At 72.5% G+C, this 23,669-nt stretch carries 20 protein-coding genes; 10 read left to right on the top strand and 10 right to left on the bottom strand.

The features are described from left to right. Nucleotides 1-12 precede the first annotated feature (12 nt). From ACIBNA_RS01080 to ACIBNA_RS01070, 3 genes are all read right to left on the bottom strand, one after another. Nucleotides 13-1,461: a glycine hydroxymethyltransferase gene (locus ACIBNA_RS01080; RefSeq protein ID WP_399163180.1), complete on the bottom strand. Its 1,449-nt coding sequence runs from the start codon at nucleotides 1,459-1,461 to the stop codon at nucleotides 13-15. Nucleotides 1,462-1,730: 269 nt separating this feature from the next. After that, a complete protein-coding gene (locus ACIBNA_RS01075; RefSeq protein ID WP_399163179.1) occupies nucleotides 1,731-2,906 on the bottom strand; it encodes a glutathionylspermidine synthase family protein in 1,176 nt (391 codons plus the stop codon). 15 nt (nucleotides 2,907-2,921) lie between these two features. Next, nucleotides 2,922-3,281 carry a hypothetical protein gene (locus ACIBNA_RS01070; protein ID WP_399163178.1) on the bottom strand — a complete coding sequence of 120 codons (360 nt, stop codon included), beginning with the start codon at nucleotides 3,279-3,281 and terminating at the stop codon, nucleotides 2,922-2,924. 142 nt (nucleotides 3,282-3,423) lie between these two features. On the opposite strand from ACIBNA_RS01070, the gene ACIBNA_RS01065 reads away from it, so the two are divergent. The 7 genes from ACIBNA_RS01065 to ACIBNA_RS01035 all read left to right on the top strand — a co-directional run bounded on the left by ACIBNA_RS01065 (nucleotide 3,424) and on the right by ACIBNA_RS01035 (nucleotide 12,624). After that, nucleotides 3,424-4,266 (top strand): DMT family transporter, encoded by an 843-nt coding sequence (locus tag ACIBNA_RS01065; RefSeq protein WP_399163482.1) that lies wholly within the window; start codon nucleotides 3,424-3,426, stop codon nucleotides 4,264-4,266. A 145-nt stretch (nucleotides 4,267-4,411) separates the two neighbouring features. Continuing rightward, nucleotides 4,412-4,948, top strand: a complete 537-nt coding sequence (locus ACIBNA_RS01060; RefSeq protein ID WP_399163481.1) for a hypothetical protein — start codon at nucleotides 4,412-4,414, stop codon at nucleotides 4,946-4,948. 30 nt (nucleotides 4,949-4,978) lie between these two features. After that, nucleotides 4,979-7,534, top strand: coding sequence for an aminodeoxychorismate synthase component I (gene pabB, locus ACIBNA_RS01055; protein ID WP_399163177.1), 2,556 nt, complete (start codon nucleotides 4,979-4,981; stop codon nucleotides 7,532-7,534). Next, nucleotides 7,531-9,054: an AMP-binding protein gene (locus ACIBNA_RS01050; protein WP_399163176.1), complete on the top strand. Its 1,524-nt coding sequence runs from the start codon at nucleotides 7,531-7,533 to the stop codon at nucleotides 9,052-9,054. Before pabB ends, ACIBNA_RS01050 begins: the two co-directional genes overlap by 4 nt. A gap of 23 nt (nucleotides 9,055-9,077) precedes the next feature. Beyond that, on the top strand, nucleotides 9,078-10,637 hold the full coding sequence (locus ACIBNA_RS01045; protein ID WP_399163175.1) for a class I adenylate-forming enzyme family protein: 1,560 nt from the start codon (nucleotides 9,078-9,080) through the stop codon (nucleotides 10,635-10,637). Continuing rightward, nucleotides 10,634-11,812, top strand: coding sequence for an FAD-dependent monooxygenase (locus tag ACIBNA_RS01040; protein ID WP_399163174.1), 1,179 nt, complete (start codon nucleotides 10,634-10,636; stop codon nucleotides 11,810-11,812). Before ACIBNA_RS01045 ends, ACIBNA_RS01040 begins: the two co-directional genes overlap by 4 nt. Before the next feature lie 11 nt (nucleotides 11,813-11,823). Next, a complete protein-coding gene (locus ACIBNA_RS01035; RefSeq protein ID WP_399163173.1) occupies nucleotides 11,824-12,624 on the top strand; it encodes an aminotransferase class IV in 801 nt (266 codons plus the stop codon). Nucleotides 12,625-12,694: 70 nt separating this feature from the next. Here the strand turns inward: ACIBNA_RS01035 and ACIBNA_RS01030 are convergent, their stop codons facing one another. Both ACIBNA_RS01030 and ACIBNA_RS01025 read right to left on the bottom strand, forming a co-directional pair. Further along, nucleotides 12,695-13,162, bottom strand: coding sequence for a carboxymuconolactone decarboxylase family protein (locus ACIBNA_RS01030; RefSeq protein WP_399163172.1), 468 nt, complete (start codon nucleotides 13,160-13,162; stop codon nucleotides 12,695-12,697). Nucleotides 13,163-13,210: 48 nt separating this feature from the next. Then, complete coding sequence (locus ACIBNA_RS01025; RefSeq protein WP_399163171.1) at nucleotides 13,211-14,599, bottom strand: PLP-dependent aminotransferase family protein; 1,389 nt, start codon at nucleotides 14,597-14,599, stop codon at nucleotides 13,211-13,213. Between the two features lie 47 nt (nucleotides 14,600-14,646). On the opposite strand from ACIBNA_RS01025, the gene ACIBNA_RS01020 reads away from it, so the two are divergent. From ACIBNA_RS01020 to ACIBNA_RS01010, 3 genes are read left to right on the top strand one after another with little or no spacing between them, the layout of a single operon-like run. Then, complete coding sequence (locus ACIBNA_RS01020; RefSeq protein WP_399163170.1) at nucleotides 14,647-15,156, top strand: carboxymuconolactone decarboxylase family protein; 510 nt, start codon at nucleotides 14,647-14,649, stop codon at nucleotides 15,154-15,156. Next, nucleotides 15,153-15,599, top strand: coding sequence for a carboxymuconolactone decarboxylase family protein (locus ACIBNA_RS01015; protein ID WP_399163169.1), 447 nt, complete (start codon nucleotides 15,153-15,155; stop codon nucleotides 15,597-15,599). The genes ACIBNA_RS01020 and ACIBNA_RS01015 overlap by 4 nt, the downstream gene beginning before the upstream one ends. Further along, on the top strand, nucleotides 15,596-16,333 hold the full coding sequence (locus ACIBNA_RS01010) for an isocitrate lyase/phosphoenolpyruvate mutase family protein (protein ID WP_399163168.1): 738 nt from the start codon (nucleotides 15,596-15,598) through the stop codon (nucleotides 16,331-16,333). The genes ACIBNA_RS01015 and ACIBNA_RS01010 overlap by 4 nt, the downstream gene beginning before the upstream one ends. Nucleotides 16,334-16,339: 6 nt before the next feature. Here the strand turns inward: ACIBNA_RS01010 and ACIBNA_RS01005 are convergent, their stop codons facing one another. The 5 genes from ACIBNA_RS01005 to ACIBNA_RS00985 all read right to left on the bottom strand — a co-directional run bounded on the left by ACIBNA_RS01005 (nucleotide 16,340) and on the right by ACIBNA_RS00985 (nucleotide 23,511). After that, the gene (locus ACIBNA_RS01005; RefSeq protein ID WP_399163167.1) at nucleotides 16,340-17,296 is read right to left on the bottom strand and encodes an ABC transporter substrate-binding protein; all 957 of its coding nucleotides are present in this window, start codon (nucleotides 17,294-17,296) and stop codon (nucleotides 16,340-16,342) included. A 1-nt stretch (nucleotide 17,297) separates the two neighbouring features. After that, nucleotides 17,298-19,247, bottom strand: coding sequence for an ABC transporter permease (locus ACIBNA_RS01000; protein WP_399163166.1), 1,950 nt, complete (start codon nucleotides 19,245-19,247; stop codon nucleotides 17,298-17,300). Beyond that, complete coding sequence (locus ACIBNA_RS00995) at nucleotides 19,247-20,317, bottom strand: glycine betaine/L-proline ABC transporter ATP-binding protein (RefSeq protein WP_399163165.1); 1,071 nt, start codon at nucleotides 20,315-20,317, stop codon at nucleotides 19,247-19,249. Before ACIBNA_RS00995 ends, ACIBNA_RS01000 begins: the two co-directional genes overlap by 1 nt. Before the next feature lie 32 nt (nucleotides 20,318-20,349). Continuing rightward, nucleotides 20,350-21,882 carry a GMC family oxidoreductase gene (locus ACIBNA_RS00990; protein WP_399163164.1) on the bottom strand — a complete coding sequence of 511 codons (1,533 nt, stop codon included), beginning with the start codon at nucleotides 21,880-21,882 and terminating at the stop codon, nucleotides 20,350-20,352. 108 nt (nucleotides 21,883-21,990) lie between these two features. Further along, nucleotides 21,991-23,511 carry an aldehyde dehydrogenase family protein gene (locus ACIBNA_RS00985; RefSeq protein ID WP_399163163.1) on the bottom strand — a complete coding sequence of 507 codons (1,521 nt, stop codon included), beginning with the start codon at nucleotides 23,509-23,511 and terminating at the stop codon, nucleotides 21,991-21,993. Between the last annotated feature and the right edge of the window lie 158 nt (nucleotides 23,512-23,669).

Here is a 23,669-nt window from a genome sequence, read left to right as displayed (position 1 = left end):
CCCTGGGGCGCTTCAGCCGAGGTCGATTTCCGGGTACAGGGGGAAGCCCGCCACCAGGTCCGTCGCGCGGTGGCTGATCTCGTCGGCGATCTTCGCGTCGAGGACATGGGCCGCCTTGGAGGGGGCGCCCGACTTCGTCGTGCCCGGCTCCGTCGTGGTGAGGACGCGGTCGATCAGGGCCGCCACCTCGTCCATCTCCGCCGTGCCCAGACCGCGGGTGGTCAGGGCCGGGGTTCCGATGCGGATGCCGGAGGTGTACCAGGCGCCGTTCGGGTCGGCGGGGATCGCGTTGCGGTTGGTGACGATGCCCGACTCGAGCAGGGCGGCCTCGGCCTGGCGGCCGGTGAGGCCGTAGGACGTGGCGACGTCGATCAGGTTGAGGTGGTTGTCCGTGCCCCCGGTCACGAGGGTCGCGCCGCGGCGCATCAGGCCCTCGGCGAGGGCGCGGGAGTTGTCGACGATGCGCTGGGCGTAGTCGCGGAAGGACTCCTGGCGGGCCTCCGCGAAGGCGACCGCCTTGGCGGCCATGACGTGCGGGAGCGGGCCGCCGAGGACCATCGGGCAGCCGCGGTCGACCTGGTCCTTGAGGGAGTCGTCGCACAGGACCATGCCGCCGCGCGGGCCGCGCAGCGACTTGTGGGTGGTCGTCGTCACGATCTGGGCGTGCGGGACCGGGTCGAAGTCGCCGGTCAGGACCTTGCCCGCGACCAGGCCGGCGAAGTGCGCCATGTCGACCATGAGCGTCGCGCCGACCTCGTCGGCGATCTCGCGCATGATCCGGAAGTTCACCAGGCGGGGGTAGGCCGAGTAGCCCGCGACGATGATCAGCGGCTTGAACTCACGGGCGGAGGTGCGCAGGGCCTCGTAGTCGATCAGGCCGGTGGCCGGGTCCGTGCCGTAGGAGCGCTGGTCGAACATCTTGCCGGAGATGTTCGGGCGGAAGCCGTGGGTGAGGTGGCCGCCGGCGTCCAGGGACATGCCGAGCATGCGCTGGTTGCCGAAGGCGCGGCGCAGCTCCGCCCAGTCGGCCTCGGAGAGGTCGTTGACCTGGCGGGCGCCGGCCTTCTCCAGGGCCGGGACCTCGACGCGCTGGGCGAGGACCGACCAGAAGGCGACGAGGTTGGCGTCGATGCCGGAGTGCGGCTGGACGTAGGCGTGGCGGGCGCCGAAGAGTTCCTTGGCGTGCTCGGCGGCGAGGGACTCGACGGTGTCGACATTGCGGCAGCCGGCGTAGAAGCGGCGGCCGATGGTGCCCTCCGCGTACTTGTCGCTGAACCAGTTGCCCATCGCCAGCAGCGTGGCCGGGGAGGCGTAGTTCTCCGAGGCGATCAGCTTGAGCATCTCGCGCTGGTCGGCGACCTCCTGGCCGATGGCGTCGGCTACGCGCGGCTCCACGGCGCGGATGACGTCGAGGGCGGCGCGGTAGGCGGTGGAAGCGGTGGAGAGGGGCTCGGCTGGCATGTAGGACCTCCGGACGTTGCGTTCAGCGTTCACGGTACGGCCCAGGCGCACGGCACGGTTCCGGTCCCCGGGGGTCAGCCGGGTCCGGGGGCCGCTTCCCGATGGTCGGTCCCATCCCAGCACGCCAGTCACGGCCCGGTGATCAGCCTACCGGGTGTGGAGCGGGAGCGTCTGCCGGGTTGCCGACCCTTGCCGTCTGCGGGTTCGTGGGGGCTGGTCGCGCAGTTCCCCGCGCCGCTTGAAAGAAGGGCGTGTCCCCTCAGCCCCTTCTAAAGGATCACGTGCGGCAGGAAGCGGGCGTACTCGTCCGTGATCAAGCCCGATGATTCGCGGATGCCCAGACCCGCCGACTCGTTTTCCACCACCCATGCGCCCAGGACCACGTGGTTGTCGTCGAAGGTGGGGAGCGGGGCCAGTTGCTGGTAGCAGCAGGGTTCGTCCCGGAGGGTCCGGGGGGATCCGGGGTCGTGGATCGTGACGCCAGCGCCCTCTCGGCCGAGGAGGGGCTTGGCGGCCCAGCCCGGTAGGTCCCGGGGGCCGTCCAGGTAGGCCGGGAGGAGGTTGGGGTGGTCGGGGTACAGCTCCCAGAGGATGGCCAGGAGCGCCTTGTTGCTGAGGAGCATTTTCCAGGCCGGCTCGATCCAGAGGGTGGAGCCGGTGCCGCCGCCGTTGTCGAGGGTGTCCAGGACGTGGTCGGCGAAGCGGTCGGTGGTGAGCCACTCCCAGGGGTAGAGCTTGAAGACGCTGCGGATGAAGCGGAGGCGGTTGTCGACGAAGCGGCCGGAGAGGCGGTCCCAGCCGATCTCCTCCATGGAGATCCAGTCCGTGGCCAGGCCCGCTTGCTCGGCTGTCTCCTTCAGGTAGGCGACCGTCATCATGTCCTCGCCGAGTTCGTCGGCGGAGGAGTACGCGAAGTACAGGGGGCTGCCCGGCGGGAGGAGAGCGGCCTGTTTCCGCCAGGCGTCGATCAGGCGTTCGTGGAGGGAGTTCCACTGGTCGGCGCCGGGGAAGCGGTCCTCCATCCAGAACCACTGGGGGGACGCGGCCTCCACCAGCGAGGTGGGGGTGTCGGCGTTGTACTCCAGGAGTTTGGCCGGGCCGGTGCCGTCGTAGCGGAGGTCGAAACGGCCGTAGAGGGAGGGGAGTTCGGCGCGGCGGTGCCAGGACTCGGCGACCGCCTGGGCCACGCGGGGGTCGGTGATGCCCAGGTCCGCGAAACGGTCCTCGCCGACGATGTGCTCGGCCGCCGTCAGGCACATGCGGTGGAGTTCCTCGACGACCTCTTCCAGGGCCTCGATCTCCGGAAGGGCGAAGACGTAGTAGGCGCTTTCGTCCCAGTAGGGGCGCAGGGAGTCGTCGGGGTAGCGGGTCAGGGGGTAGATCAGGCCCTGTTCCTCGACGGTCTGCTGCCAGCCGGGGCGGGGGGTGATGGTGCGGCGTTCCATGTGCGTACGGCCCGGTCAGCCGCCGCTGCTGCCGGAGCCCGAGCAGCCGAAGCCGCCCCGGTCGACGGCCTCGCTGCGGCTGAAGGTGCCGTTGTCGGCGTAGCGGCCGCTGACGTCGGCGTCGTAGTACCAGTCGGCGTCCGTGCTCTTGGTCTTGCCCGTCGTCTTGCGGCCCTTGCCGTAGGAGGAGGACGTGGAGCCGGACTTGCAGTTCTTGTCGGCGACGATCTTGTAGCCGTTGATGTAGTCGTGGCTGTCCCGGTCCACGCAGCGGCGGTCCGGGTCGGAGCCGCACGCGGACAGGGCCGCCGCGAGGACACCCATGCCGCCCAGCACCACCGTGCTCGAGCGCAGCCGTCGCCGTGTTTCAGCCATCCGTGTCTCCCCGTGTCCCCGTCGTGTACTGCGCGTCCCTGTCATGTACTGCCGAGCGGTCAGCCTAGAGACCGGTGTGAAGACGCGCGCATGGCCCCCCGGCTCACGCCCCCTCCCCTACTGTCCTTTTGTGATCTTTGGAATGGTGTGCGCCCTTGGTGCGGCGGTCTGCTTCGGTACGGCGACAGTGTTGCAGGCGATGGCCGCGCGGGCGGTGGCGACCGGCACGGGCGGGGACGTGGCGCTGCTCTGGCGGGCACTGCGGCAGTGGCGGTATCTGGTCGGGCTCGGGATGGACGGGCTCGGTTTCCTGCTCCAGGTCGCCGCGCTGCGGTCGGTGCCGATCTACGCCGTGGGGGCGGCGCTGGCCGCGAGTCTCGCGGTGACGGCCGTGGTCGCTGCGCGGCTGCTCACGGTGCGGCTGAGCCGCACGGAGTGGGCGGCGGTGGGGGTGGTGTGCGCCGGGCTGGCGCTGCTGGGGCTGGCGTCCGGGGCGGAGGGCGAGGAGGCCGGGCCGGTCTGGCTGAAGTGGGCGATGCTCGCCGCGGCGGGCGGGGTGCTGCTGCTCGGGGCGGTGGGTGGGCGGCTGCCGGAGCGGGGGCGGGCGCTCGCGCTCGGGCTGGGTGCCGGGCTCGGGTTCGGGGTGGTGGAGGTGGCGGTGCGGCTCGTCGACGGCCTGACGCCCGGTGCGCTCTTCACGAACCCGGCGGCGTACGCGCTGCTGCTCGGCGGCGGGGCCGCGTTCCTGTTGCTGACGTCCGCCCTCCAGCGCGGGTCGGTGACCACGGCGACCGCCGGCCTGGTGCTCGGGGAGACCGTCGCGCCCGCGCTGATCGGTGTGGTGTGGCTCGGGGACCGTACGCGGCCGGGGCTGGGCTGGCCGGCGGTGCTCGGGTTCGCGGTGGCGGTGGCCGGGGCGCTGGCGTTGTCGCGCTTCGGGGAGGCGCCGGTGGAGCACGCGGGGAGCGCGCTTACGCGCAGATGATCGGGGATGTTTCCCATCTGCCGAAAAGCTTCACTTTCCGGACGATCGGAAAATTGTTTGTTGAATCTTGAACGCGCGTGAACCGCTTTCCGTATGGGACGGCGTGACCAGTAATCCCGTCACGGTCACCGTGGCCTATCGGGTGATGCCGGGCCGGGCGGCCGACTTCCACTCCTGGGGGTGGGCCATGCTGGGCGCGACCGCTCTGCAACCGGGGTTTCTGGGGGGTGGGGTACTTGTCGACGGAGGGGCGGAGTGGCATGTCGTCTATCGCTTCGCCAGCGAGGGTTCGGCCCTGGCCTGGGAGAAATCGCCTTCCCGGGCACAGTGGGATGCCCGGCTGGAGGGGCTCGCCCGGGAGGCGGAGCGCAGGAGGGTGCGGGGCGCCCGGGCCTGGTTCGAGGCGCAGACCCTGACACCGGCGCCGCCGGCTCCGCCGTCGAAATGGAAACTGTGGTTCGTGAATATGAGCGCGGTTTTTCCGCCGGTGCTCCTGTTCAATCTGACAGTGCTTCCCTATCTCGGTGATCTCAATGCACTGATCCGCACGCTGTTGTTGTGTCTGTGTGTAACCGCCCTTGTCACCTGGATTCTCATGCCGCGGCTCCAGCGTTTCTTCAGGAAATGGCTGTACCCGTCGCTCCAGGCGCTCCGCGGACGGCACAAACGCCGGGCCACGTAGGCCCGCGAACGAACAGAGGGAGGTGGGCGGGTGAAGACCCTGCTCATCGACAATTACGACTCGTACACGTACAACCTGTTCCAGCTGATCGCCGAGGTCAACGGCGAGGAGCCGGTGGTCGTCCGCAACGACGCCGCCGTCGACGGGGTCCCGGATCTCAGGCAGTTCGACAACCTGGTGGTCTCCCCGGGCCCCGGGCACCCGGCGCACGCGCGTGACTTCGGCATCGCGGCCGGGCTGGTCGCGACCTCCCCGGTTCCGGTGCTCGGCGTGTGTCTCGGCCATCAGGGCATCGCGCTCGGGGAGCGCGCGGTGGTGGGGCCCGCTCCGGAGCCGCGGCACGGGCACCTGTCCACGATCCGGCATGACGAACGCGACCTGTTCCAGGGCCTGCCGCAGAACTTCACCGCCGTCCGCTACCACTCGCTGTCCGTGCGCGAGCCGCTGCCTCAGATGCTGGAGGCCACGGCCTGGGCGGAGGACGGCGTCCTGATGGGCCTGCGGCACCGCAACCGGCCGCTGTGGGGCGTGCAGTTCCACCCCGAGTCCGTCCTCACGGAGTTCGGCCACCGCATGCTCGTGAACTTCCGCAACCTGACCGCGAAGCGGGCCGGCAAGCTGCGGGCGAAGAACACGGCGGTGCCGTCGCACGAGTCACCGGCCCGGCGCCGCGTGGTGGTACCGGAGTGCGAGGCGGGGGTCTCTCGGTCACCGGCAGCGGACCGTCGGCCTGCGGCCGCGCCCCGGGCAGCGGGGATGCCGCCGGGCGGGGCGGCCTGGTCCGGCGGGGCCGTGTCGTCGGACGGGCTTGTGCCGTCGGACGGGCTTGTGCCGTCGATCGCGGCCGGTCCAACCCCCGGGGCCCGTCCGTCCGCCGACGACGGGATGTCCCACGGGGCGGGCCCATCCGCAGGGGCCGGTTGGTCCGGCCCGGCCGGTCCGGCCGCCGACGCCGACATGCCCGGCCAGGCCGCGCCGCCCGCAGGGCACAAGCCGCTCGCCGAGGCCGACCTGCCCATCACCCGCACCCCGTCCGACGCGGTCGCCCCGCCCACCGCCACCATCCCCCGCCCCCGTCGCCCCGAGCGCGTCGGGTACCGGCTGCACAGTCGGCGGATCGTCGGGGCGGTGGATGCCGAGGCGGCCTTTGCGCGGATGTACGCGGGGTCCTCGCGGGCGTTCTGGCTGGACAGTTCGCTGGTGGAGCCGGGGCGGTCGCGGTTTTCGTTCTTCGGGGACGACAGGGGGCCGCTCGCGGAGTTCGTGCGGTACGACGTCGGCAGCGGGCGTTGTGAGATCGAGCGGGCGGGGCGGCCGGTGCGGAAGGTCGCGGCCAGTGTCTTCGACTATCTCAAGCGGCAGTTGACCAGCCGCCGGGTGGACGCGACCGGGCTGCCGTTCGACTTCACCGGGGGCTACGTCGGCTACTTCGGCTATGAGGTGAAGGCGGACTGCGGGTCGCCCAACCGTCACCGCTCCCCGGTCCCGGACGCCGCCTGGCTGTTCGCCGACCGGGTGATCGCGGTGGACCACCAGGAGGGCTTCACGTACGCCGTCTGCCTGGCGGAGGACACTCCGCAGGCCGCGCGGGAGGCCGCCGACTGGCTTCAGAGCGCGCTGGCCGACCTCACGTGCGTGGCGACGGAGCGGCCGCCCCTGCCCGTGCCGACGGGTCCGGCGGACCCCGGCGCCGCCCAGCCGTGGCTGGTGCGCGACCGGGCGACGTATCTCGCGGACATCGAGGCCTGCAAGCGGGAGTTGCGGGCGGGCACCAGTTACGAGATCTGCCTGACCAACGCCGCCCGGTTACCCGCACCGCCCGACGCGTTCGAGTTCTACCGGACGCTGCGCCGCGACAACCCGGCCCCGTACGCGGCGTTCCTGAGGTTCGGGGAGCTGGAGGTGGCCGGGTCCTCGCCCGAGCGGTTCCTGCGGATCGGGCGGGACGGCACCGCCGAGGCCAGGCCCATCAAGGGGACCGCGCCCAGGGGCGACGGGCCGGAGGAGGACGCCCGGCTGCGGGACGCGCTGGCGTCGGACGCCAAGACGCGGGCCGAGAACCTGATGATCGTCGATCTGCTCCGCAACGACATGGGGCGGGTGTGCCGGACGGGGTCGGTGCGGGTCTCCAAGCTCATGGCCACGGAGACGTACGCCACCGTGCACCAGCTCGTGTCGACCGTCGAGGGCAGGCTGCGGGCGGACACGGACGCGGTGGACTGTGTCCGGGCCTGTTTTCCCGGCGGGTCGATGACCGGCGCGCCGAAGCTGCGCACGCTGGAGATCATCGACTCGCTGGAGTCCGAGGCCCGGGGCGTGTACTCCGGCGCCCTCGGTTACTTCGGGTGCGGCGGCGGTGCGGATCTCAGCATCGTCATCCGTACCGCGGTGTTCGCCGACGGCCGGATGCATCTGGGGGCGGGCGGAGCGATCGTCCTCGGCTCCGATCCGGACGCGGAGTACGAGGAGATGCTGCTGAAGACGGCGGCCTCGATGCGCGCCCTGCACCAGCACACGGCCGACCGGATCCGGCAGCAGGCCCCGCCGGGGGACCGGGCCGGGGCGGCCGAGGAGGCGCGGCGATGACCAGTCCGCAGGCCGTGCTGCACCCCGCCGAGGCCGAGGCGCCCGGGAACCTCGCGGCCCAGCTCGCGGAGCTCGCCGAGCGGCGTGGGTGGGGCGGGCGGCCCGCCTTCCACCAGGGGCACCGGGCCTGGACCCACGGCCAGGTGCACGACCTCGCGGCCCGGGCCGCCACCGTGCTCGCCGGGCACGGCGTGCGCCCCGGGGACCGTGTGCTGCTGGCGCTGCCCGACTCCCTCGCCTGGGTGACGGCGTTCCTCGCCACCGCCCGTCTCGGCGCCGTCGCGGTCCTGGTCAACCCCGAACTGCCCGCGGCCGACCACGCGTTCCTGGCCGAGGACACCGGGGCCGCGCTCTGTGTGACGGGGCCGGGCCTGGAGGAGCGGTTCACCGGCCGGGCCCGCCTGGGTGCCGACCAGCTCATGGCGCTCGCCCCCGCCGCCTCGCCCGCGCCCGCCCACCAGGTCGACGCGCACACCCCGCTCTACGTCCAGTACACCTCCGGCACCACGGGCCGTCCCAAGGGCGTCGTGCACACGCACGGCGATCCACGCACGTACCACGACCTCGTCGGCCGGCGGGTGCTGCGGATCACGGCGGAGGACGTCACCCTGTCGGTGTCGAAGCTGTTCTTCGCCTACGGCTTCGGCAACGCCTTCGTCTTCCCGCTCTTCTCCGGCTCGTCCGCGGTGCTGGTGGACCGGCGTCCCACCCCGGCGACCATCGACGAACTCGTCGCCCGGCACCGGGTGACGCTGCTGTACTCCGTGCCGTCCGCGTACGCCGCGCTGGTGGCCGAGCGGGGCCACGGGCACGAGGGCTGTTTCGCCTCGGTGCGGGCCGCGGTGTCGGCCGGCGAGGGGCTGCCGGAGGGGCTCGCACGGCAGGTGACCGCGCTGCTCGGCGCGCCCGTGCTGGAGCAGATCGGCTCCACGGAGGCCGGTCACGCGTTCTGCGCCAACGGTTTCGCCCACAACCACCCGGGCACCGTCGGCCGTCCCGTGCCCGGCTTCGAGGTGGAGCTGCGGGACCGTGACGGCCACCCGGTGCCGGACGGCGAGGAGGGCGAGATGTGGGTGCGCGGGCCGACGGTGACGCCCGGCTATCTGAACCGGCCCGAGGAGACCGCCCGGGCCCTGGCCGGCGGCTGGCTGGCCACCCGCGACCGGGCGTGCCGCGAACCGGACGGCTCCTACCGGCATCTGGGCCGGGCCGACGACATGGAGATGGTCGGCGGCATCACCGTCTCCCCGCTGGAGGTGGAGGCCGTGCTGCGCGGCCATCCGGCGGTGCGGGAGGTGGCCGTCGCGGCCGTGCCCGACGGGCGGGGCGCGAGCCGGCTGCGGGCCTTCGTGGTCCCCGCGTCGCCGGTGCGGGACGGCCTGGCGGACGAGCTCATCGGCCTGGCGCGGGAGAGCCTCGCCGCGTTCAAGGTCCCCCGCAGCGTCAGCTTCGTCCCGTCGCTGCCGCGCACGGCGACCGGGAAGCTCCGCCGCCATCTGGTCCGCCGGGGCGCCTGGTGAACCTCTCGGAAAGGAACCACCCCATGCGACAGCCTCTGCTCGCCGACCGCGGCTTCTATCTGGGACCGGTCTTCCGGCGTGCGGCCGACCGGCACGGTGCCGTCTTCGTCACCCTGGACCGGCCGCTGGACGTGGCCCCCTCCCTCGGGGTCGACCTGAGCTACACCGTGCTGGCCGACCTGGTCGAGGACCTGTCCGGCCGGCTGTGGGACGCCGGGGTGCGGCCCTCGGAGCAGGTCGTCGTGCACAAGGCGGACAACGTCGACATCATGCTGCTGACCTGCGCCGTCGCGCGTATCGGTGCCGTGCCGGTGCTGCTGTCGCCCGCGCTGGCCCCCGCCGTGGCCGGGCAGCTGCTCGAACGGCTGCGCCGGCCTTGGCTGGTCACCGACAGCGCCACCCTGGACGGTCTGCGGGAGCTGCCCCTGTCCGGGCTCGTGCGGCGGACGCTCTGCGTGGACGACGCGACCGGGGCGGAGTCCCTGGCGAAGTACGCCGGCGCCGAGCCGCCCCCGCCGGTCCGGCTGCATCCGCGCGAACCCGCCCTGATCACCCACAGTTCGGGCACCACCGGCGTCCCCAAACTGGCCGTGCACTGCGCGCACACCATGTGGAACCGGCTCGTGCCGCAGCAGGCGCTGGGCTGGCCCACGCGTGGCGAGCCGGCGGCGCTGCACATGTCGTTCGTCCACTCGCGCTTCTACCATCTGCTCGGCGTCCTGCTGCACTTCGGCAGCCCGCTCGTGCTGATCACCGACCCGGATCCGGCGGCGGTGGGCCCGCTGCTGGTCCGGCACCGGCCCGGCATCGTGGAGACGCACCCCAACACGTTCGTGCTGTGGGAGGAGCTGGCCGACGCGCCCGGTGCCCCGCTGTCCCGGGTGCGGGCGTACGGCTCCACGTTCGACGCGATCCATCCACGCACCGTACGGCGGCTGCTGGGCGCCTCGCGGCGCCGTACGCCCTGGCTGGTCCAGCTGTACGGGCAGAGCGAGACGGGACCGGTGGCGTTCCAGGTGGTGACCCGGCGCAGCGCGGCCCGCGCGGACGGCCGCCGGGTCGGGTTCGGCATACCGGGCTTCACCCGGGTCCGGGTCACCGACGCCGGGGGCGGGCGGGTCCCGCCCGGCACCCCGGGCCGGATCGAGGCCCGCACCCGGGGCCGGATCCTCACCTACCTCGGCATGCCGGAGCGCTACGACCGTCAGCTCACCGACGGCTGGTGGGAGATGGGCGACATGGGCTACCGGAGCCGTCTGGGCGCCCTGTATCTGATCGACCGGGAAGTCGACCAGATCGACGCCGTGCACAGCAATCTGGAGGTCGAGGACACGCTGATGTCCCGGCTGGAGGAGCTGCGCGAGGTCGTCATCGTGCCGGGCGCGGACCGGGAGCCGGTACCGGTGGTGTGCGTGCGCGGCGAGCGGCCCCTGGACCCGGAGCGCTGGCGGCGGGCCGCGGCGGGGCTGCCGGCGATGGCCGAGCCGCGGCAGTGGCGGTTCGAGGACCTGCCGATGACCGCGACCTGGAAGGTGAAGCGGGTGGAGATCGCCCGGATGCTCGCCGAAGGCGTCCGGGCATGACCCCGGTCTTCGTCGTGGGCGCCGGTCCCGTGGGCCTGTCGGCGGCTCTGGCGCTGCGGGCGCACGGCCTGCCGGCCGTCCTGCTGGAGGCGGAGCCGGGGGATCGGGAACGGCCGGGCAGCCGGGCCCTGTTCGTGCACCGGGAGACCCTCGGCCTGCTGGACGCGATGCGGCCCGGCCTCGCCGCCGAGATCACCTCGTACGGGCGGACCTGGCACACCAGGCGCACCCTCTACCGGGGCCGCGAGGTCTACGCCCGCACCTTCCCGCCCCCGTCCGGCCCGCCGCCCTTCACCAGCCTGCGCCAGACGGACACCGAACGGTTCCTGCGGGCGGCCTGTGCGGAGGCCGGGGTGGAGTTCGTGTGGGGCGCGCGCGTGACGGGCGTGCGCACCACCGGGACGGAGGTCCGGCTGACGGGTGAGGACGGGCGGGTGTGGGCCGGCGCGTTCGCGATCGCCGCCGACGGGTCCCGCTCCACGGTCCGGCGCGAGCTGGGCATCGCCCTGGAGGGCACGCACGGCGAGGGCTTCCACGTCGTCGTGGACGTCGCCGACGTTCCGGGAGCCGAGCTGCCGCTGGAGCGGGTCTTCCACTACGAGCATCCCGGGGTGGGCGGGCGCAGTGTGATGCGGGTGCCGTTCACCGGGGGCTTCCAGGTCGACCTCCAGTGCCGGGACGACGACCGGCAGGAGGAGTTCGGCACCGAGGAGGCCGTACGGCGCTGGCTGCCCTCGGTCGTCGGGGACGGCTACGGCGAGCGGATCCTGTGGGTGTCGACGTACCGCTTCCTGCGTAAGGTGGCGGCCTCGTTCACCGATCCGCACCGGCGGGTGCTGCTGGCCGGCGAGGCGGCGCATCTCTTCCCGCCGTTCGGGGCGCGCGGGATGAACAGCGGGATCGCGGACGCGGCGGCCGCCGCCGAGGCGATCGCCGCGGGGACCGGCGAGGCGGTCGCCGGGTTCGCCGGGGTGCGGCGGGCGGCGGCCCTGTTCAACAGTGCCGCCGCCGGTGCCGCCCTGGACCATCTGCGGCCGCGCCGCCGGATCGTCCGGGCCGGACAGCGCGCGGCGGCGGCACTGGCGCCGGTGCTGCCGTGGTGCGGGTCGTGGCTGGAGCACGCGCCGTACGGACCCCGGCACGGGGCACCGGCCGTCGCGGGGCGCAAGTACTGAGGAGGCTGTTGGTGACCAGACCGGCGGTGGCGGAAGGCCTGTGGACGTGGACGCCCGGCCGTGGCCTGGCTCCGGCCCCGGACCAGGCGGCCGGGGGGCGGCTGCTCGTCGCGGACTCGTGGCTGGTGCGCGAGGGCCGGGTGCGGGCCCATGCCCGGCACCTGGAGCGGTTCGCGCGGGCCTGCGGGGCCTGCGGCGGACCGGAGCCGTGTCGGCTCGACGCGTTCTGGCAGGACGTGACCGCCGTACTGCCGCGGACGGGAGAGTGGTTCCCGCGGGTGGAACTCGCGGCGGGGTCCCTGGAGTTGCGGCTGCTGCTGCGGCCGGCGCCGCCACTCGGCACGGAGGTGCGGCTGTGGGCGGCGGGCCAGTCCGATCCGCGGACCGTGCCCCGCCGCAAGGGCCCGGACCTGGACACCCTGGCCCGGGTGCGCCGCCGGGCCCGCGGCGAGGGCGCGCAGGAGGCGGTGCTGATCGCGCCCTCGGGCACGGTGCTGGAGTCGGCCACCGCCAGCGTGCTGTGGTGGGAGGACGACACCCTGTGCCTGCCGCCGCCCCGGCTGCCCGTCCTGCCGGGTGTGACGGCCGGGCTGGTCCAGGAGCGGGCGCTGCGGTCCGGGATCCGGATCGCGCACCGGGAGCGGACCGTGGCCGAGCTGGACGGCCGTGAGGTGTGGCTGGTGAACGCGCTGCACGGGATCCGGCCCGTCACGGCCTGGATCGGGCGGTCGATGCGAGTGCCTCCGGCGGAACGGGCCGAGGAATGGCGGAATTGGCTGGACAGCATGATGGAGCCGCTACCGGCCGACTGAATCGAGGAAATGGAAACGCCGGGTCGAATTCGACCCGGCGCGCTTCACGCTGCCTTCTTCCGCATTTAGTTCAGCTTTTCGGCACCATACGCGTCGCTATCGCGATCCGGTTGTACGCATTGATGACCGTGGCCGACCAGATGAGCGCCGCGATCTGTTTCTCGTCGAACACCTCGGCCGCCTCGGCGTACACCGCGTCCGGGACGCGACCGTCGTGGACGAGCGTCACCGCCTCGGTCAACGCCAGTGCCGCGCGCTCGCGTTCGGTGAAGAACGGCGTCTCCCGCCAGGCGTTCAGCGCATAGACGCGCTGCTCGGTCTCGCCCCGGGCGCGGGCGTCCCTGGTGTGCATGTCGATGCAGAACGCGCAGCCGTTGATCTGCGAGGCGCGAATCCTGACCAGTTCCAGCAGTTCCGGTTCGAGTTCGGCTTCCTGGGCCGCGGAAACGGCGGCGCTGTGCAGGGAGCCCATCGCGGCGGAGACGTCTGGGGTTGTTTTCTTCAGGGCCACGCGGGATAGGGAAGTGCTTTCACTCATGGAGTGACCATATCCGTTGCACGGCATTCCGGAGGGGAATTCGCGCGATTATCCGGGCAGTACCGCGCACAGCGCGTCCAGCGCCCCCGACCACGCGTGGTCCGGCGGTGTCCCGTAGCCGACGACCAGGGCGTCGGCCGGCTCCACGACCGAGGCGGCGTGCCGGTAGCGGGTCAGTCCGTGGACCGCCAGGCCCTGCCAGTGGGCCGCCTGGAGCACCGACCGCTCGGTGCCGGGCGGCAGCCGCAGCAGGACGTGCAGGCCGGCCGCGATGCCGGTGACCCGGGCTTGGCAGGCCCGGGCCGCGACGGCGGCGACCAGGGCGTCCCGGCGGCGCCGGTAGCTCAGGCGGCTCGCGCGGACATGGCGGTCGTAGGCCCCGGACGTGAGGAACTCGGCGAGGGTCAGCTGGTCCAGCACCCCGCAGGTGTCGATCTCGCCCTTGGCCGCCGCGGTCTCCTTCGCGAGGTCCGGCGGGAGCACCATCCAGGCCAGCCGCAGTCCGGGGGCCAGGGACTTGCTCGCGGTGCCCAGGTAGACCACCCGGTCGGGGTCCAGGCCCTGGAGCGCGCCCACGGGCTGACGGTCGTAGCGGAACTCGCCGTCGTAGTCGTCCTCCAGGACCAGCCCGCCGGTGCGGCGCGCCCAGTCCACGACGGCCGCTCGGCGGTCGCGGTGCAGGGGGACGCCCATGGGGAACTGGTGGGCGGGCGTGAGGAGGACCGCGTCGGCGGCGGACAACGCGCCGGGGTCGGTGCCCAGCCGGTCGAAGGGCAGCGGGACCGTGTGCAGACCGGACGCGGCCAGGAGCCTGAAGTGCACATCGAGCCCGTACGACTCGACGGCGACCGTCCGTGCCCCGCGCGCCCGCAGGGCCGTGCCGAGCAGCTTCAGGCCGTGCGCCAACCCGGCGCAGATCACGATCCGTTCGGGGTCGGCGCGTACGCCCCGGACCCGGGAGAGGTAGCCGGCAAGCGCGGCGCGCAGCTCGGGACGGCCGCGGGGGTCGCCGTAGTCGAGGGCGTGGTGGGGCGCGGCGGTCAGGGCGCGGCGGGCGGCCTTGAGCCACTCCGCGCGCGGGAAGGAGGCCAGGTCCGGGCTGCCGGGGCGCAGGTCGTAGGCGGGGCGGGTGCGTTCGCGGGGGTGGGGCGCCGTGCCGGCCGGCGGGACGACTCTCCGGTCGGCGACCCGGGTCCCCGAGCCCTGCCGGGCGGTGAGCCAGCCCTCGGCGACCAGGTCGGCGTAGGCGTCGGCGACGGTGTTGCGGGCGATGCCCAGGTCGGCGGCGAGCGCGCGGGAGGAGGGCAGCCGGGTGCCGGAGGCCAGCCGGCCGGAGCGCACCGCCTCGCGCAGGGCGTCGGTCAGCCCCCGGCGCAGGCCCGGGCCGGTCGGCTCCAGGTGCAGGTCGATACCCAGAGTGGCCCACTGTTCCGCCATGGAAATGGACCATACACCTGGGCTGCTTTCCTCCTAGGGTCGAGGGCATGACGACGCACACCCCTGACACGACGACCGTGGAGTACGCCCCCGAGCAGCCCGCCCGCCTGGAGTGGGCCAAGCACGCGCCCGAGGTCTACAAGGCGATGGTCCGGCTGGAGATCGCCGCCCGGCAGGGCCTCGACAACAAGCTGTACGAGCTGGTGAAGATCCGCGCCTCCCAGATCAACCACTGCGCCTTCTGCATCGACATGCACACCAAGGACGCCCTCGCGACGGGCGAGAGCCTCGAGCGGATCGTGCAGCTCAGCGCCTGGGACGAGTCGCGGCACTTCTACACCGCGAAGGAGCTCGCGGCCCTGGAGCTGACGGAGGCCGTGACGGTCCTGACGGACGGGTTCGTGCCGGACGAGGTGTACGAGAACGCAGCCAGGCACTTCGAGGAGGCCGAGCTGGCGCAGCTGATCGCCGCGATCACGGCGATCAACGCCTGGAACCGGTTCGGGGTGACCTGCCGTATGGCGCCGGGGCACTACCAGCCGGGCCAGTACAAGTGACGGCTCGGACGCGGGCGCTCGACCCGGCGGTCGCCCGGGCCATGTCGGCTCTGAGCGCCACGGCGAAGAAGGGCCTCGGCGACCCGGCCCTGGCCGAACTCGTGGTGATCCGCGCCTCACAGCTCAACCACTGCGCGTTCTGCCTGGACATGCACCTCGCGATCGCCCGCGAGTACGGGGTGAGCGAGAAGCAGCTCGACCTGCTGGCGGCCTGGGAGGAGGCCGAGGACGTCTTCGACGAGCGGGAGCGGGCCGCGCTGGCGCTGACGGAGGCGGTGACCCTACTGACGGACGGGTTCGTGCCGGACGAGGTGTACGAGCGGGCCGCCAAGCACTTCGACGAGGCCCGGCTCGCCCATCTGATCGGCCTGATCGTCGCCATCAACAACTGGAACCGGGTGATGGTCAGCCGCCGGATTCCGCCAGGGGGTTACACGCCATGAGCAAGGCCGCGGTGTTCCGCGCTCTGCACCGGCACCGGCCGCCCGGCGATCCCCTGGTGCTGCCCGGCCCCTGGGACGCGGCCAGTGCCCGGGTGTTCGCCGAGGCCGGTTTCCCGGCGCTCGCCACGCCCAGTGCCGGGGTCGCCGCCTGCCTCGGCTACGAGGACGGGCAGGTCCCGGCCGACGAGATGTTCGCTGCGGTCACCCGGATCGTCCGGGCCGTCGACGTGCCGGTGTCGGCGGACGTGGAGGGCGGTTACGGGCTCGCACCGAAGGAGCTCGTGGAGCGGCTGCTGGAGACGGGGGCGGTGGGCTGCAACCTGGAGGACTCCGTCGACGGCGTCCTCAGGGACCCGCACGAGCATGCCGACTGGCTGGCCGAGGTACGGTCGGCCGCCGCCGGCCGGCTCTTCGTCAACGCGCGCGTGGACACCTTCGCCCGCGGGGTCACCGATCCCGAACGGGCCATCGAGCGGGCCGCGTTGTACGTCGCGGCGGGCGCCGACTGTGTCTATCCGATCGAGGCCCCGCCGGAGGTGCTGCCGCTGCTGCGGGCCGGGATCCAGGGGCCGATCAACGTCGTGGCCGTCCCGGGCCACGGCCCCTCGCCCGCCGAACTCGGCGCGCGAGGGGCCACCCGGATCACCTTCGGGCCGGGCCTCCAGCGGCAGGCCACCCGCGCACTGCGGGAGATCGCCGCCGGGCTGGCGCAGGGAGCGTCAGGGCTGACGTAGGGGGCGTCAGGACAGCCACTTCTTCCATGTGGACCGGTGGCTGTCCACCCACTTCTTCGCCGCCTCCTCCGGCGTCATCTTCTTGTCGGCGATCATCAGGGAGACCTCGTTCTGGTCCTCGGTCGTCCACTTGAACTTCTTCAGGAAGGCCGCCGCCTTGCCGCCGTTCTTCGCGAAGCCCGAGTTCAGGTACTTCTGCAGCGGCGTGTGCGGGTAGGCGCAGGCGACCTTCTCCGGGTCGGCGTCGCAGCCCTCCTTGTACGGCGGCAGCTTCACCTCGGTCATGGGGACCTTCTTGAAGAGCCACTGCGGCGTGTACCAGTAGGTGAGGAAGGGCTTCTTCTCCTTGGCGAACTGCCTCATCTGGGTGATCTGGGCCGCCTCGGAGCCCGCGAAGACCACCTGGTAGTCCAGCTTCAGGTTCTTCACCAGCGCCTTGTCGTTGGTGACGTAGGACGGCGAACCGTCCATCAGCTGGCCCTTGTCGCCGCTCTCCGGGGTGCGGAACAGGTGGGAGTACTTGTTGAGGTTCTTCCAGTTCGTGATGTCCGGGTGCTGCTTGGCGAGGTACGTCGGGACGAACCAGCCGATGTGGCCGGTGACGCCGAGTTCGCCGCCGGGGGCGATCGTCTTCTTGTCCTTGACGTACCGCTGCTCCTGCTCGGGGTGGCCCCAGTCCTCCAGGAGCGCGTCGACGCGGCCCTGGCTGAGGGCGTCCCAGGCGGGCACCTCGTCGACCTGGACGGTGTCGACGCGGTAGCCCAGCTCGTGCTCCAGGATGTACTGGGCGACGGCCACGTTGGCCTGCGCGCCCACCCAGGACTGCACGGACAGGGTCACGGTCTTGGCGCCCTGCGCGCCCGCGAAAGGCGAGGCCTGCTTGGTCATGTCGGCGGCGCCGCAGCCGGTGAGCAGCGCCAGGGAGCTCAGAGCGGCGACCAGAGCCGTATTGCGGACTCGCATGTCACGCTCCCTTCTTCGCGCGGCGTTCGGTGGGCTGGGTCACCCGGTCGAGCATCAGGCCGAGGCAGACGATCGCCGCGCCGGCCACGAGACCGGTCGCCAGATCGCCCTGGGCGAGGCCGAAGACGACGTCGTAGCCGAGCGCGCCACCGCCGACCAGGCCGCCGATGACGACGACGGCGAGGACCAGGACCAGGCCCTGGTTGACGGCGAGCAGCAGGGCCGGGCGGGCCAGCGGGAGCTGGACCTGCTTCAGCTGCTGCCAGCTGGTCGCGCCGAGCGAGCCGGAGGCCTCCAGCGCGGCCGGGTCGACCTGGCGCAGGCCCTGGGTGGTGATGCGGACGACGGCCGGGAGCGCGTACACGATCGCTGCCGCGACGGCCGGGGCACGGCCGACGCCGAACAGGGCGACGACCGGGATCAGGTACACGAACTGCGGCATCGTCTGGAAGACGTCGAGGACCGGGCGCAGCAGCCGCTCGAGACGGTCGCTGCGGGCCGCCGCGATGCCGGTGGCGAAGCCGACGACGAGGGTGACGGCGACGGCCGCGAGGACCTGCGACAGCGTGTCCAGCGACGGCTGCCAGACGCCGAGGACGCCGATCGCGGCCATGGCGAGGACGGCGGTGAGCGCGGTGCGCCAGGTGCCGATCACCCAGGCCAGGGCGGCGACGATCAGCAGGACCGACCACCAGGGCAGCCACTGGAGGCCGCCGCGCACCGGGTCGAGGACCCAGGTGGTGAAGTGGCCGGCCCAGTCGGCGGTGCCGCCGATGACGGGGACGCCGGAGTACAGGTGCGCGGTCATCCAGTCGACGGCGCGGTTGACGGGCTCGGCGATGCCGACGATCCAGGCTTCGGGCCAGTCGAGCCGGCCCGCGAAACGCCCGGCGACCGCCACGGCGACCACGCCGATGAGGGCGAGGAGCCAGCCGAGTCCGCTGCGGGGCTCCGGTTCGGCGCCGAGCTTCTCCCCCGCCGCGCCGGTGACGCGGTCCAGGACGACGGCCAGCAGCACGATCGGGATACCGGCGGCGAGCGCGGCGCCCACGTCGACCGAGGCCAGCGCCTGGTACACGCGGTCACCGAGACCGCCCGCGCCGATGACGGCCGCGATGACGGCCATGGACAGCGCCATCATGATCGTCTGGTTGACGCCGAGCAGGAGTTCCTTGCGGGCCAGCGGGAGCCGGGCGGTCAGCAGCCGCTGCCGTGCGGTGGAGCCGAGCGACTCGACGGCCTCCAGCACCTCCTTGTCGGCGCCGCGCAGACCGAGCGAGGTCAGACGGGCCATGGGCGGGGCGGCGTAGATGACGGTGGCCAGGACGGCCGCCGGGACGCCGATGCCGAAGACCAGCACGACCGGCAGCAGGTAGGCGAAGGCGGGCAGCACCTGCATGGTGTCCAGGACCGGGCGCAGGACGCGGTCCATCCGGTCGGACAGCCCGGCGGCAAGCCCGAGCAGCATGCCGGCGACGACCGACGCGACGACCGCGACGACCATCAGGGCGAGCGTCTGCATGGTCGGCACCCACATGCCGAGCAGGCCGCAGGCGAGGAACGCGACGGCCGTGCCGAGCGCGAGCCGGACGCCCGCCACGCGCCAGGCGACCAGCGCGCCCAGGGCCGTGACGCCCGCCCAGCCGATGGCGAGGAGGGTGAGGTAGACGGCCCGTACGGCGATCACGACGACGTTGCTGACGTGGCCGAAGAAGTACAGGAACAGCGGGTGGCTGTCGCGGTTGTCGATGATCCAGTCGCTGGCCTTGGCGAGCGGCTCGGAGAAGTCGACGGTCAGTGCGCTCGGCCAGGTGCCGCTCGCCCAGCGGGCGTTGGCCAGCGGAACGAGGATCGCGGCGGCCAGGGCGAGCAGCAGCAGCTTGCGGACAGCCGGGTGCCTGAGGAGGCCGGGCAGGCCGATACGGGGCGGGGAGGCGGTGATCGTCGCCATCACACCGCCTCCTTGGGCTGCTCGGTCCCCGGCGGGGCGGGATGCTCCGTGCCGGCGACGACGCCGAGCAGGGTGTCGGAGTCGACCACGCCCACGCAGCGGCCCTCGTCCATGACACGGGCCGGTGCGCCGGCGCGGGCCACCGCCTCGATCGCCTCGGAGACCGTCGCCTCGGGCCGGACCGCCGGCCCGCTGCCGTCCTGGTCCGCCGAGGGACGGCGCATGGCCGTGCGGACGGTCATGACCTGCTCGCGCGGGACGTCCCGGACGAACTCGCGGACGTAGTCGTCGGCGGGCGAGCCCACGATCTCCTCGGGCGTACCGAGCTGCACGACGCGGCCGTCGCGCATCAGGGCGATGCGGTCGCCCAGCTTGAGGGCCTCCTGGAGGTCGTGGGTGATGAAGACCATCGTGCGGCCCTCCTCCTGGTGCAGCCGGACGACCTCCTCCTGCATGTCGCGCCGGATCATCGGGTCGAGCGCGCTGAACGGCTCGTCGAACAGCAGGACTTCGGGGTCGACGGCAAGCGCGCGGGCGAGGCCGACGCGCTGCCGCTGGCCGCCGGAGAGCTGGCCGGGGCGGCGGTGCTCCATGCCCTCCAGGCCGACCTTGGCGACGACCTCGGCGGCCCGCTCACGCCGCTCGGCCTTTCCCATGCCCTGGATCTCCAGGCCGTAGGCGACGTTGTCGAGGACCGTGCGGTGCGGCAGCAGGCCGAAGTGCTGGAAGACCATGGCGGCGCGGTGGCGGCGCAGTTCGCGCAGCCGGGAGCGGTCCATGGCGCGGACGTCCTCGCCGTCGATGGCGATGGTGCCGGCGGTCGGCTCGATCAGCCGGGTCAGACAGCGCACCAGCGTGGACTTGCCGGAGCCGGACAGGCCCATGACGACGAAGACCTCGCCCTTGCGCACGTCGAAGCTGACGTCCCGGACGGCGGCCGTGCAGCCGGTGCGGGTGCGCAGCTCGGCGGGGTCGAGGGCGGCGAGCTCGGGGTCGGCGGGAACGCGCTCGGCCTTCGGGCCGAACACCTTCCACAGTCCCTCCACCGAGAAGACGGGTGTGGTGTCCATGGTCTGCTCCGTGGGGGGTTCGAGGGTCGCGGTCACTGGGAACCACCACCGATCAGCTCGGCGGCCTTCTCCCCGACCATGAGCACGCCGATCATCGGGTTGACGGTGGTCATGGCGGGGAACACGGAGGCATCGGCGATGCGAATGCCCTCCAGGCCCCGGATGCGCAGCTCGGGGTCGACGACCGCGAGCCGGTCGTCGGCGTCGCCCATCTTGCAGGTGCCGGCCGGGTGGTAGACGGTGTGGGCGACCTTGCGGGCGTACTCGCCGAGCTCCTCGTCGCCGGTGACGTCCGGGCCGGGGGCCACCTCGCGCTTGAGCCAGCCGGCCAGCGGTTCGGTCTTGGCGATCTCGCGGGCGATCTTGATGCCGTCGACGAGGGTGCGGCCGTCGTAGTCGTCCTCGTCGGTGAAGTAGCGGAAGTCCAGGGCGGGCTTGACCTCGGGGTCGGCGCTGGTCAGGTAGATCCGGCCGCGGCTCTTCGGCTTGGGGATGTTCGGGGTCATCGAGACGCCGAACTCCGGCCGCTGGTAGCCCAGTCGCTCCGGGTTGTCCGTGAACGGGATCTGGTAGAAGTGGAACATCAGGTCGGGATGCGGCAGTTCGGGGTCGCGGCGCACGAACAGGCCCGCGTCCGAGTCCATCGCGGAGTTCTCCGGGATGGGGCCGTTGGTCTCCCACACGATGACCGACTCGGGGTGGTCGAGCAGGTTCTCGCCGACGCCCGGCAGGTCGTGCGTGACGGGGATGCCGAGCTGTTCCAGGTCCGCCTTCGGGCCGATGCCGGAGTGCATCAGCAGCCGGGGCGAGTCGACGGCGCCGGCGCACAGCAGGACCTCGCCCCGCGCCTTGACGAGGATCTCCTCGCCGTCCTTGGTGCGCACGTGCACGCCCGCGGCGCGGTTGCCGTCCAGCTCCAGCTTGTACGCCCAGGTCTCCAGCAGGATCGTCAGGTTGGGGCGCTCGTCCATCACCGGGTGGAGGTACGCGACCGAGGCCGAGGACCGCTTGTTGTTCTCGGGGTGGTAGGCGAGGTCGAAGAAGCCGACGCCCTCGGCGAACGGCTTCTTGTTGAAGCCGTCGACGCGCGGCACGTCCAGCGCCGCCTGCGCCGCGTCGACGAAGTCGCGGGCGATGGCGTTCCGGTCCTTCTCGTCGACCGGGACGATGTTGTTGAGCAGCCGGGCGAAGTACGCCTCCATCTGCACCGCGCCCCAGCCCTTGGCGCCGGCGGCCTCCCACTCGTCCCAGTCGGCAGGCAGCGGCTTGAACGCGATCAGCGTGTTGTGCGAGGAACAGCCGCCCAGGACCCGGGCCCGGCTGTGCCGGATGTGGGAGTTGCCGCGTGGCTGCTCGGTGGTGGGGTAGTCGTAGTCGAGGTCGCCGCCGAGCAGGCCCATCCAGCGGCGCAGGGTCAGCACGTCGTCGCGGCCGACGTCGCTGGGACCGCCCTCGATGACGGCGACGGAGACGTCGGGGTTCTCGGTCAGGCGGGAGGCGATGACGGAACCGGCGGTTCCGCCGCCTATCACGACATAGTCGTACTCGTGACTGGTGTGGGACATGGCGTGCTTGCTCCAGAGGGGATGAACCAGAGGGGGGCGAAGGGGGCCGGGCTCGAAGGGTGGTGAGGCCGGCGGGTCCGGGTGGGGGAGGTCAGCGGGTGGTGGAGGTCAGCCCGCGAACCAGCGCACCGGCTTCGGCGCGAGGTTCTGGTAGACGTGCTTGGTCTCGCGGTACTCGGCGAGACCGGCCGGGCCGAGTTCGCGGCCCACACCGCTCTTGCCGAAACCGCCCCATTCCGCCTGCGGCAGGTAGGGGTGGAAGTCGTTGATCCAGATCGTGCCGTGCCGCAGCCGGCCGGCCACGCGCCGGGCGCGGCCCGCGTCGGCGGTCCAGACGCCGCCCGCGAGCCCGTACTCGGTGTCGTTGGCGAGGGCGACGGCCTCGTCCTCGGTGCGGAAGGTCTCGACGGTGAGGACCGGCCCGAAGACCTCCTCCCGCACGACGCGCATCTCGCGGTGGCAGTGGTCGAGGACGGTCGGCTCGTAGAAGTAGCCGTTCTCCGGGCGCTGCGGGGAGGGCGCGGGGCGCTTGCCGCCGGAGCGCAGCACGGCGCCCTCCTTGAGGGCGGACTCGACGTACATCTCGACCTTGGCGCGCTGCTGCTCGGAGACCAGCGGGCCGCACTCGACGCCGTCCTCGGTGCCCCGGCCGAGCCGGATCTTCTCGGCCCTGCGGGCGAGTTCGGCGACGAACCGGTCCCGCACGGACTCCTCGATAATGAGGCGGGCGCCGGCCGAGCAGACCTGGCCGCTGTGGATGAAGGCGGCGTTGAGGGCCTGGTCGACGGCGGTGTCGAAGCCCTCGTCGGTGGCGCAGGCGTCGGCGAAGACGACGTTGGGGTTCTTGCCGCCGAGTTCGAGGGCGACCTTCTTGACGGTGGGCGCGGCGGCCTGAGCCACCTTGGTGCCGCTGATCAGGCCGCCGGTGAAGGAGACCAGGTCGACGTCGGGGTGCTCGGAGAGCCGCGCGCCGACCGAATGACCCGGCCCGGTGACGATGTTGGCGACTCCGGCGGGCAATCCGGCCTCGACGAGCAGCTCGATCAGCGCGATCGTCGTCATCGGGGTGATCTCGCTCGGCTTGACGACGAAGGTGTTGCCGGCGGCCAGGGCCGGGGCGATCTTCCAACTGGCCTGGAGCAGCGGGTAGTTCCACGGCGCGATCATCGAGCAGACGCCGACGGGCTCGTGCACGACGACGCTGTGGATGTCGGTCGAGCCGGCGTCCACGACCCGGCCCGGGCTCTCGGCCGCGACCAGGTCGGCGAAGTACCGGAAGGCGTCGGCGACGCAGTCGATGTCGACGCGCCCTTCCTCGACGGTCTTGCCGGCGTCACGGCTCTCCAGCAGCCCGAGCTGCTCGCGGTCGCGCACGAGCAGGTCGGCGACGCGGCGCAGCAGCGCGGCCCGCTCGGCGGCCGGTGTGCGCGGCCACTCCCCCTCGTCGAAGGCGCGCCGGGCGGCGGCGATCGCCAGATCGGTGTCCTTCTCGTCACCCTCCGCGACCACGGCGAACGGCAGGGCGTCCGCGGGGTCGAGGATCTCGCGTGTGGCGCCGGAGACGGCCGCACGCCATTCCCCTCCCGCGTGGATGGTGCTGCGCGCCTGCAGTTCGTTGCTTTCCGCCATGATCGCTTTCGCCTTCCGTTCCTGATCAGCGCCCCTGTGTCACACATGTGTCACTAAGAGACCGAGTGCGCCTGCCCTGGTCCCCCGGATGCATGCGCGATCGGTGGCCGAAAGTGCGCTGCGTCACTGGAGATGCGGGCAAACAGGGTTAAAGCGGG

Source organism: Streptomyces sp. NPDC050164 (genome assembly GCF_044459945.1).
Classification (GTDB): domain Bacteria; phylum Actinomycetota; class Actinomycetes; order Streptomycetales; family Streptomycetaceae; genus Streptomyces; species Streptomyces coeruleorubidus_A.
This window is presented reverse-complemented; position numbering and strand designations above follow the sequence as displayed.

Excerpts from the sequence above, each read along its gene's own strand:
- ACIBNA_RS01050 (WP_399163176.1), top strand. The coding sequence starts at position 7,531 with ATGACCAGTCCGCAGGCCGTGCTGCACCCCGCCGAGGCCGAGGCGCCC.
- ACIBNA_RS01020 (WP_399163170.1), top strand. The coding sequence starts at position 14,647 with ATGACGACGCACACCCCTGACACGACGACCGTGGAGTACGCCCCCGAG.
- ACIBNA_RS01060 (WP_399163481.1), top strand. The coding sequence starts at position 4,412 with ATGCCGGGCCGGGCGGCCGACTTCCACTCCTGGGGGTGGGCCATGCTG.
- ACIBNA_RS00995 (WP_399163165.1), bottom strand. The coding sequence starts at position 20,317 with ATGGACACCACACCCGTCTTCTCGGTGGAGGGACTGTGGAAGGTGTTC.
- ACIBNA_RS01070 (WP_399163178.1), bottom strand. The coding sequence starts at position 3,281 with ATGGCTGAAACACGGCGACGGCTGCGCTCGAGCACGGTGGTGCTGGGC.
- ACIBNA_RS01025 (WP_399163171.1), bottom strand. The coding sequence starts at position 14,599 with ATGGCGGAACAGTGGGCCACTCTGGGTATCGACCTGCACCTGGAGCCG.
- ACIBNA_RS01000 (WP_399163166.1), bottom strand. The coding sequence starts at position 19,247 with ATGGCGACGATCACCGCCTCCCCGCCCCGTATCGGCCTGCCCGGCCTC.
- ACIBNA_RS01040 (WP_399163174.1), top strand. The coding sequence starts at position 10,634 with ATGACCCCGGTCTTCGTCGTGGGCGCCGGTCCCGTGGGCCTGTCGGCG.
- ACIBNA_RS01045 (WP_399163175.1), top strand. The coding sequence starts at position 9,078 with ATGCGACAGCCTCTGCTCGCCGACCGCGGCTTCTATCTGGGACCGGTC.
- ACIBNA_RS00985 (WP_399163163.1), bottom strand. The coding sequence starts at position 23,511 with ATGGCGGAAAGCAACGAACTGCAGGCGCGCAGCACCATCCACGCGGGA.
- ACIBNA_RS01010 (WP_399163168.1), top strand. The coding sequence starts at position 15,596 with ATGAGCAAGGCCGCGGTGTTCCGCGCTCTGCACCGGCACCGGCCGCCC.
- ACIBNA_RS01075 (WP_399163179.1), bottom strand. The coding sequence starts at position 2,906 with ATGGAACGCCGCACCATCACCCCCCGCCCCGGCTGGCAGCAGACCGTC.
- ACIBNA_RS01080 (WP_399163180.1), bottom strand. The coding sequence starts at position 1,461 with ATGCCAGCCGAGCCCCTCTCCACCGCTTCCACCGCCTACCGCGCCGCC.
- ACIBNA_RS00990 (WP_399163164.1), bottom strand. The coding sequence starts at position 21,882 with ATGTCCCACACCAGTCACGAGTACGACTATGTCGTGATAGGCGGCGGA.
- ACIBNA_RS01065 (WP_399163482.1), top strand. The coding sequence starts at position 3,424 with ATGGTGTGCGCCCTTGGTGCGGCGGTCTGCTTCGGTACGGCGACAGTG.
- ACIBNA_RS01005 (WP_399163167.1), bottom strand. The coding sequence starts at position 17,296 with ATGCGAGTCCGCAATACGGCTCTGGTCGCCGCTCTGAGCTCCCTGGCG.
- ACIBNA_RS01030 (WP_399163172.1), bottom strand. The coding sequence starts at position 13,162 with ATGAGTGAAAGCACTTCCCTATCCCGCGTGGCCCTGAAGAAAACAACC.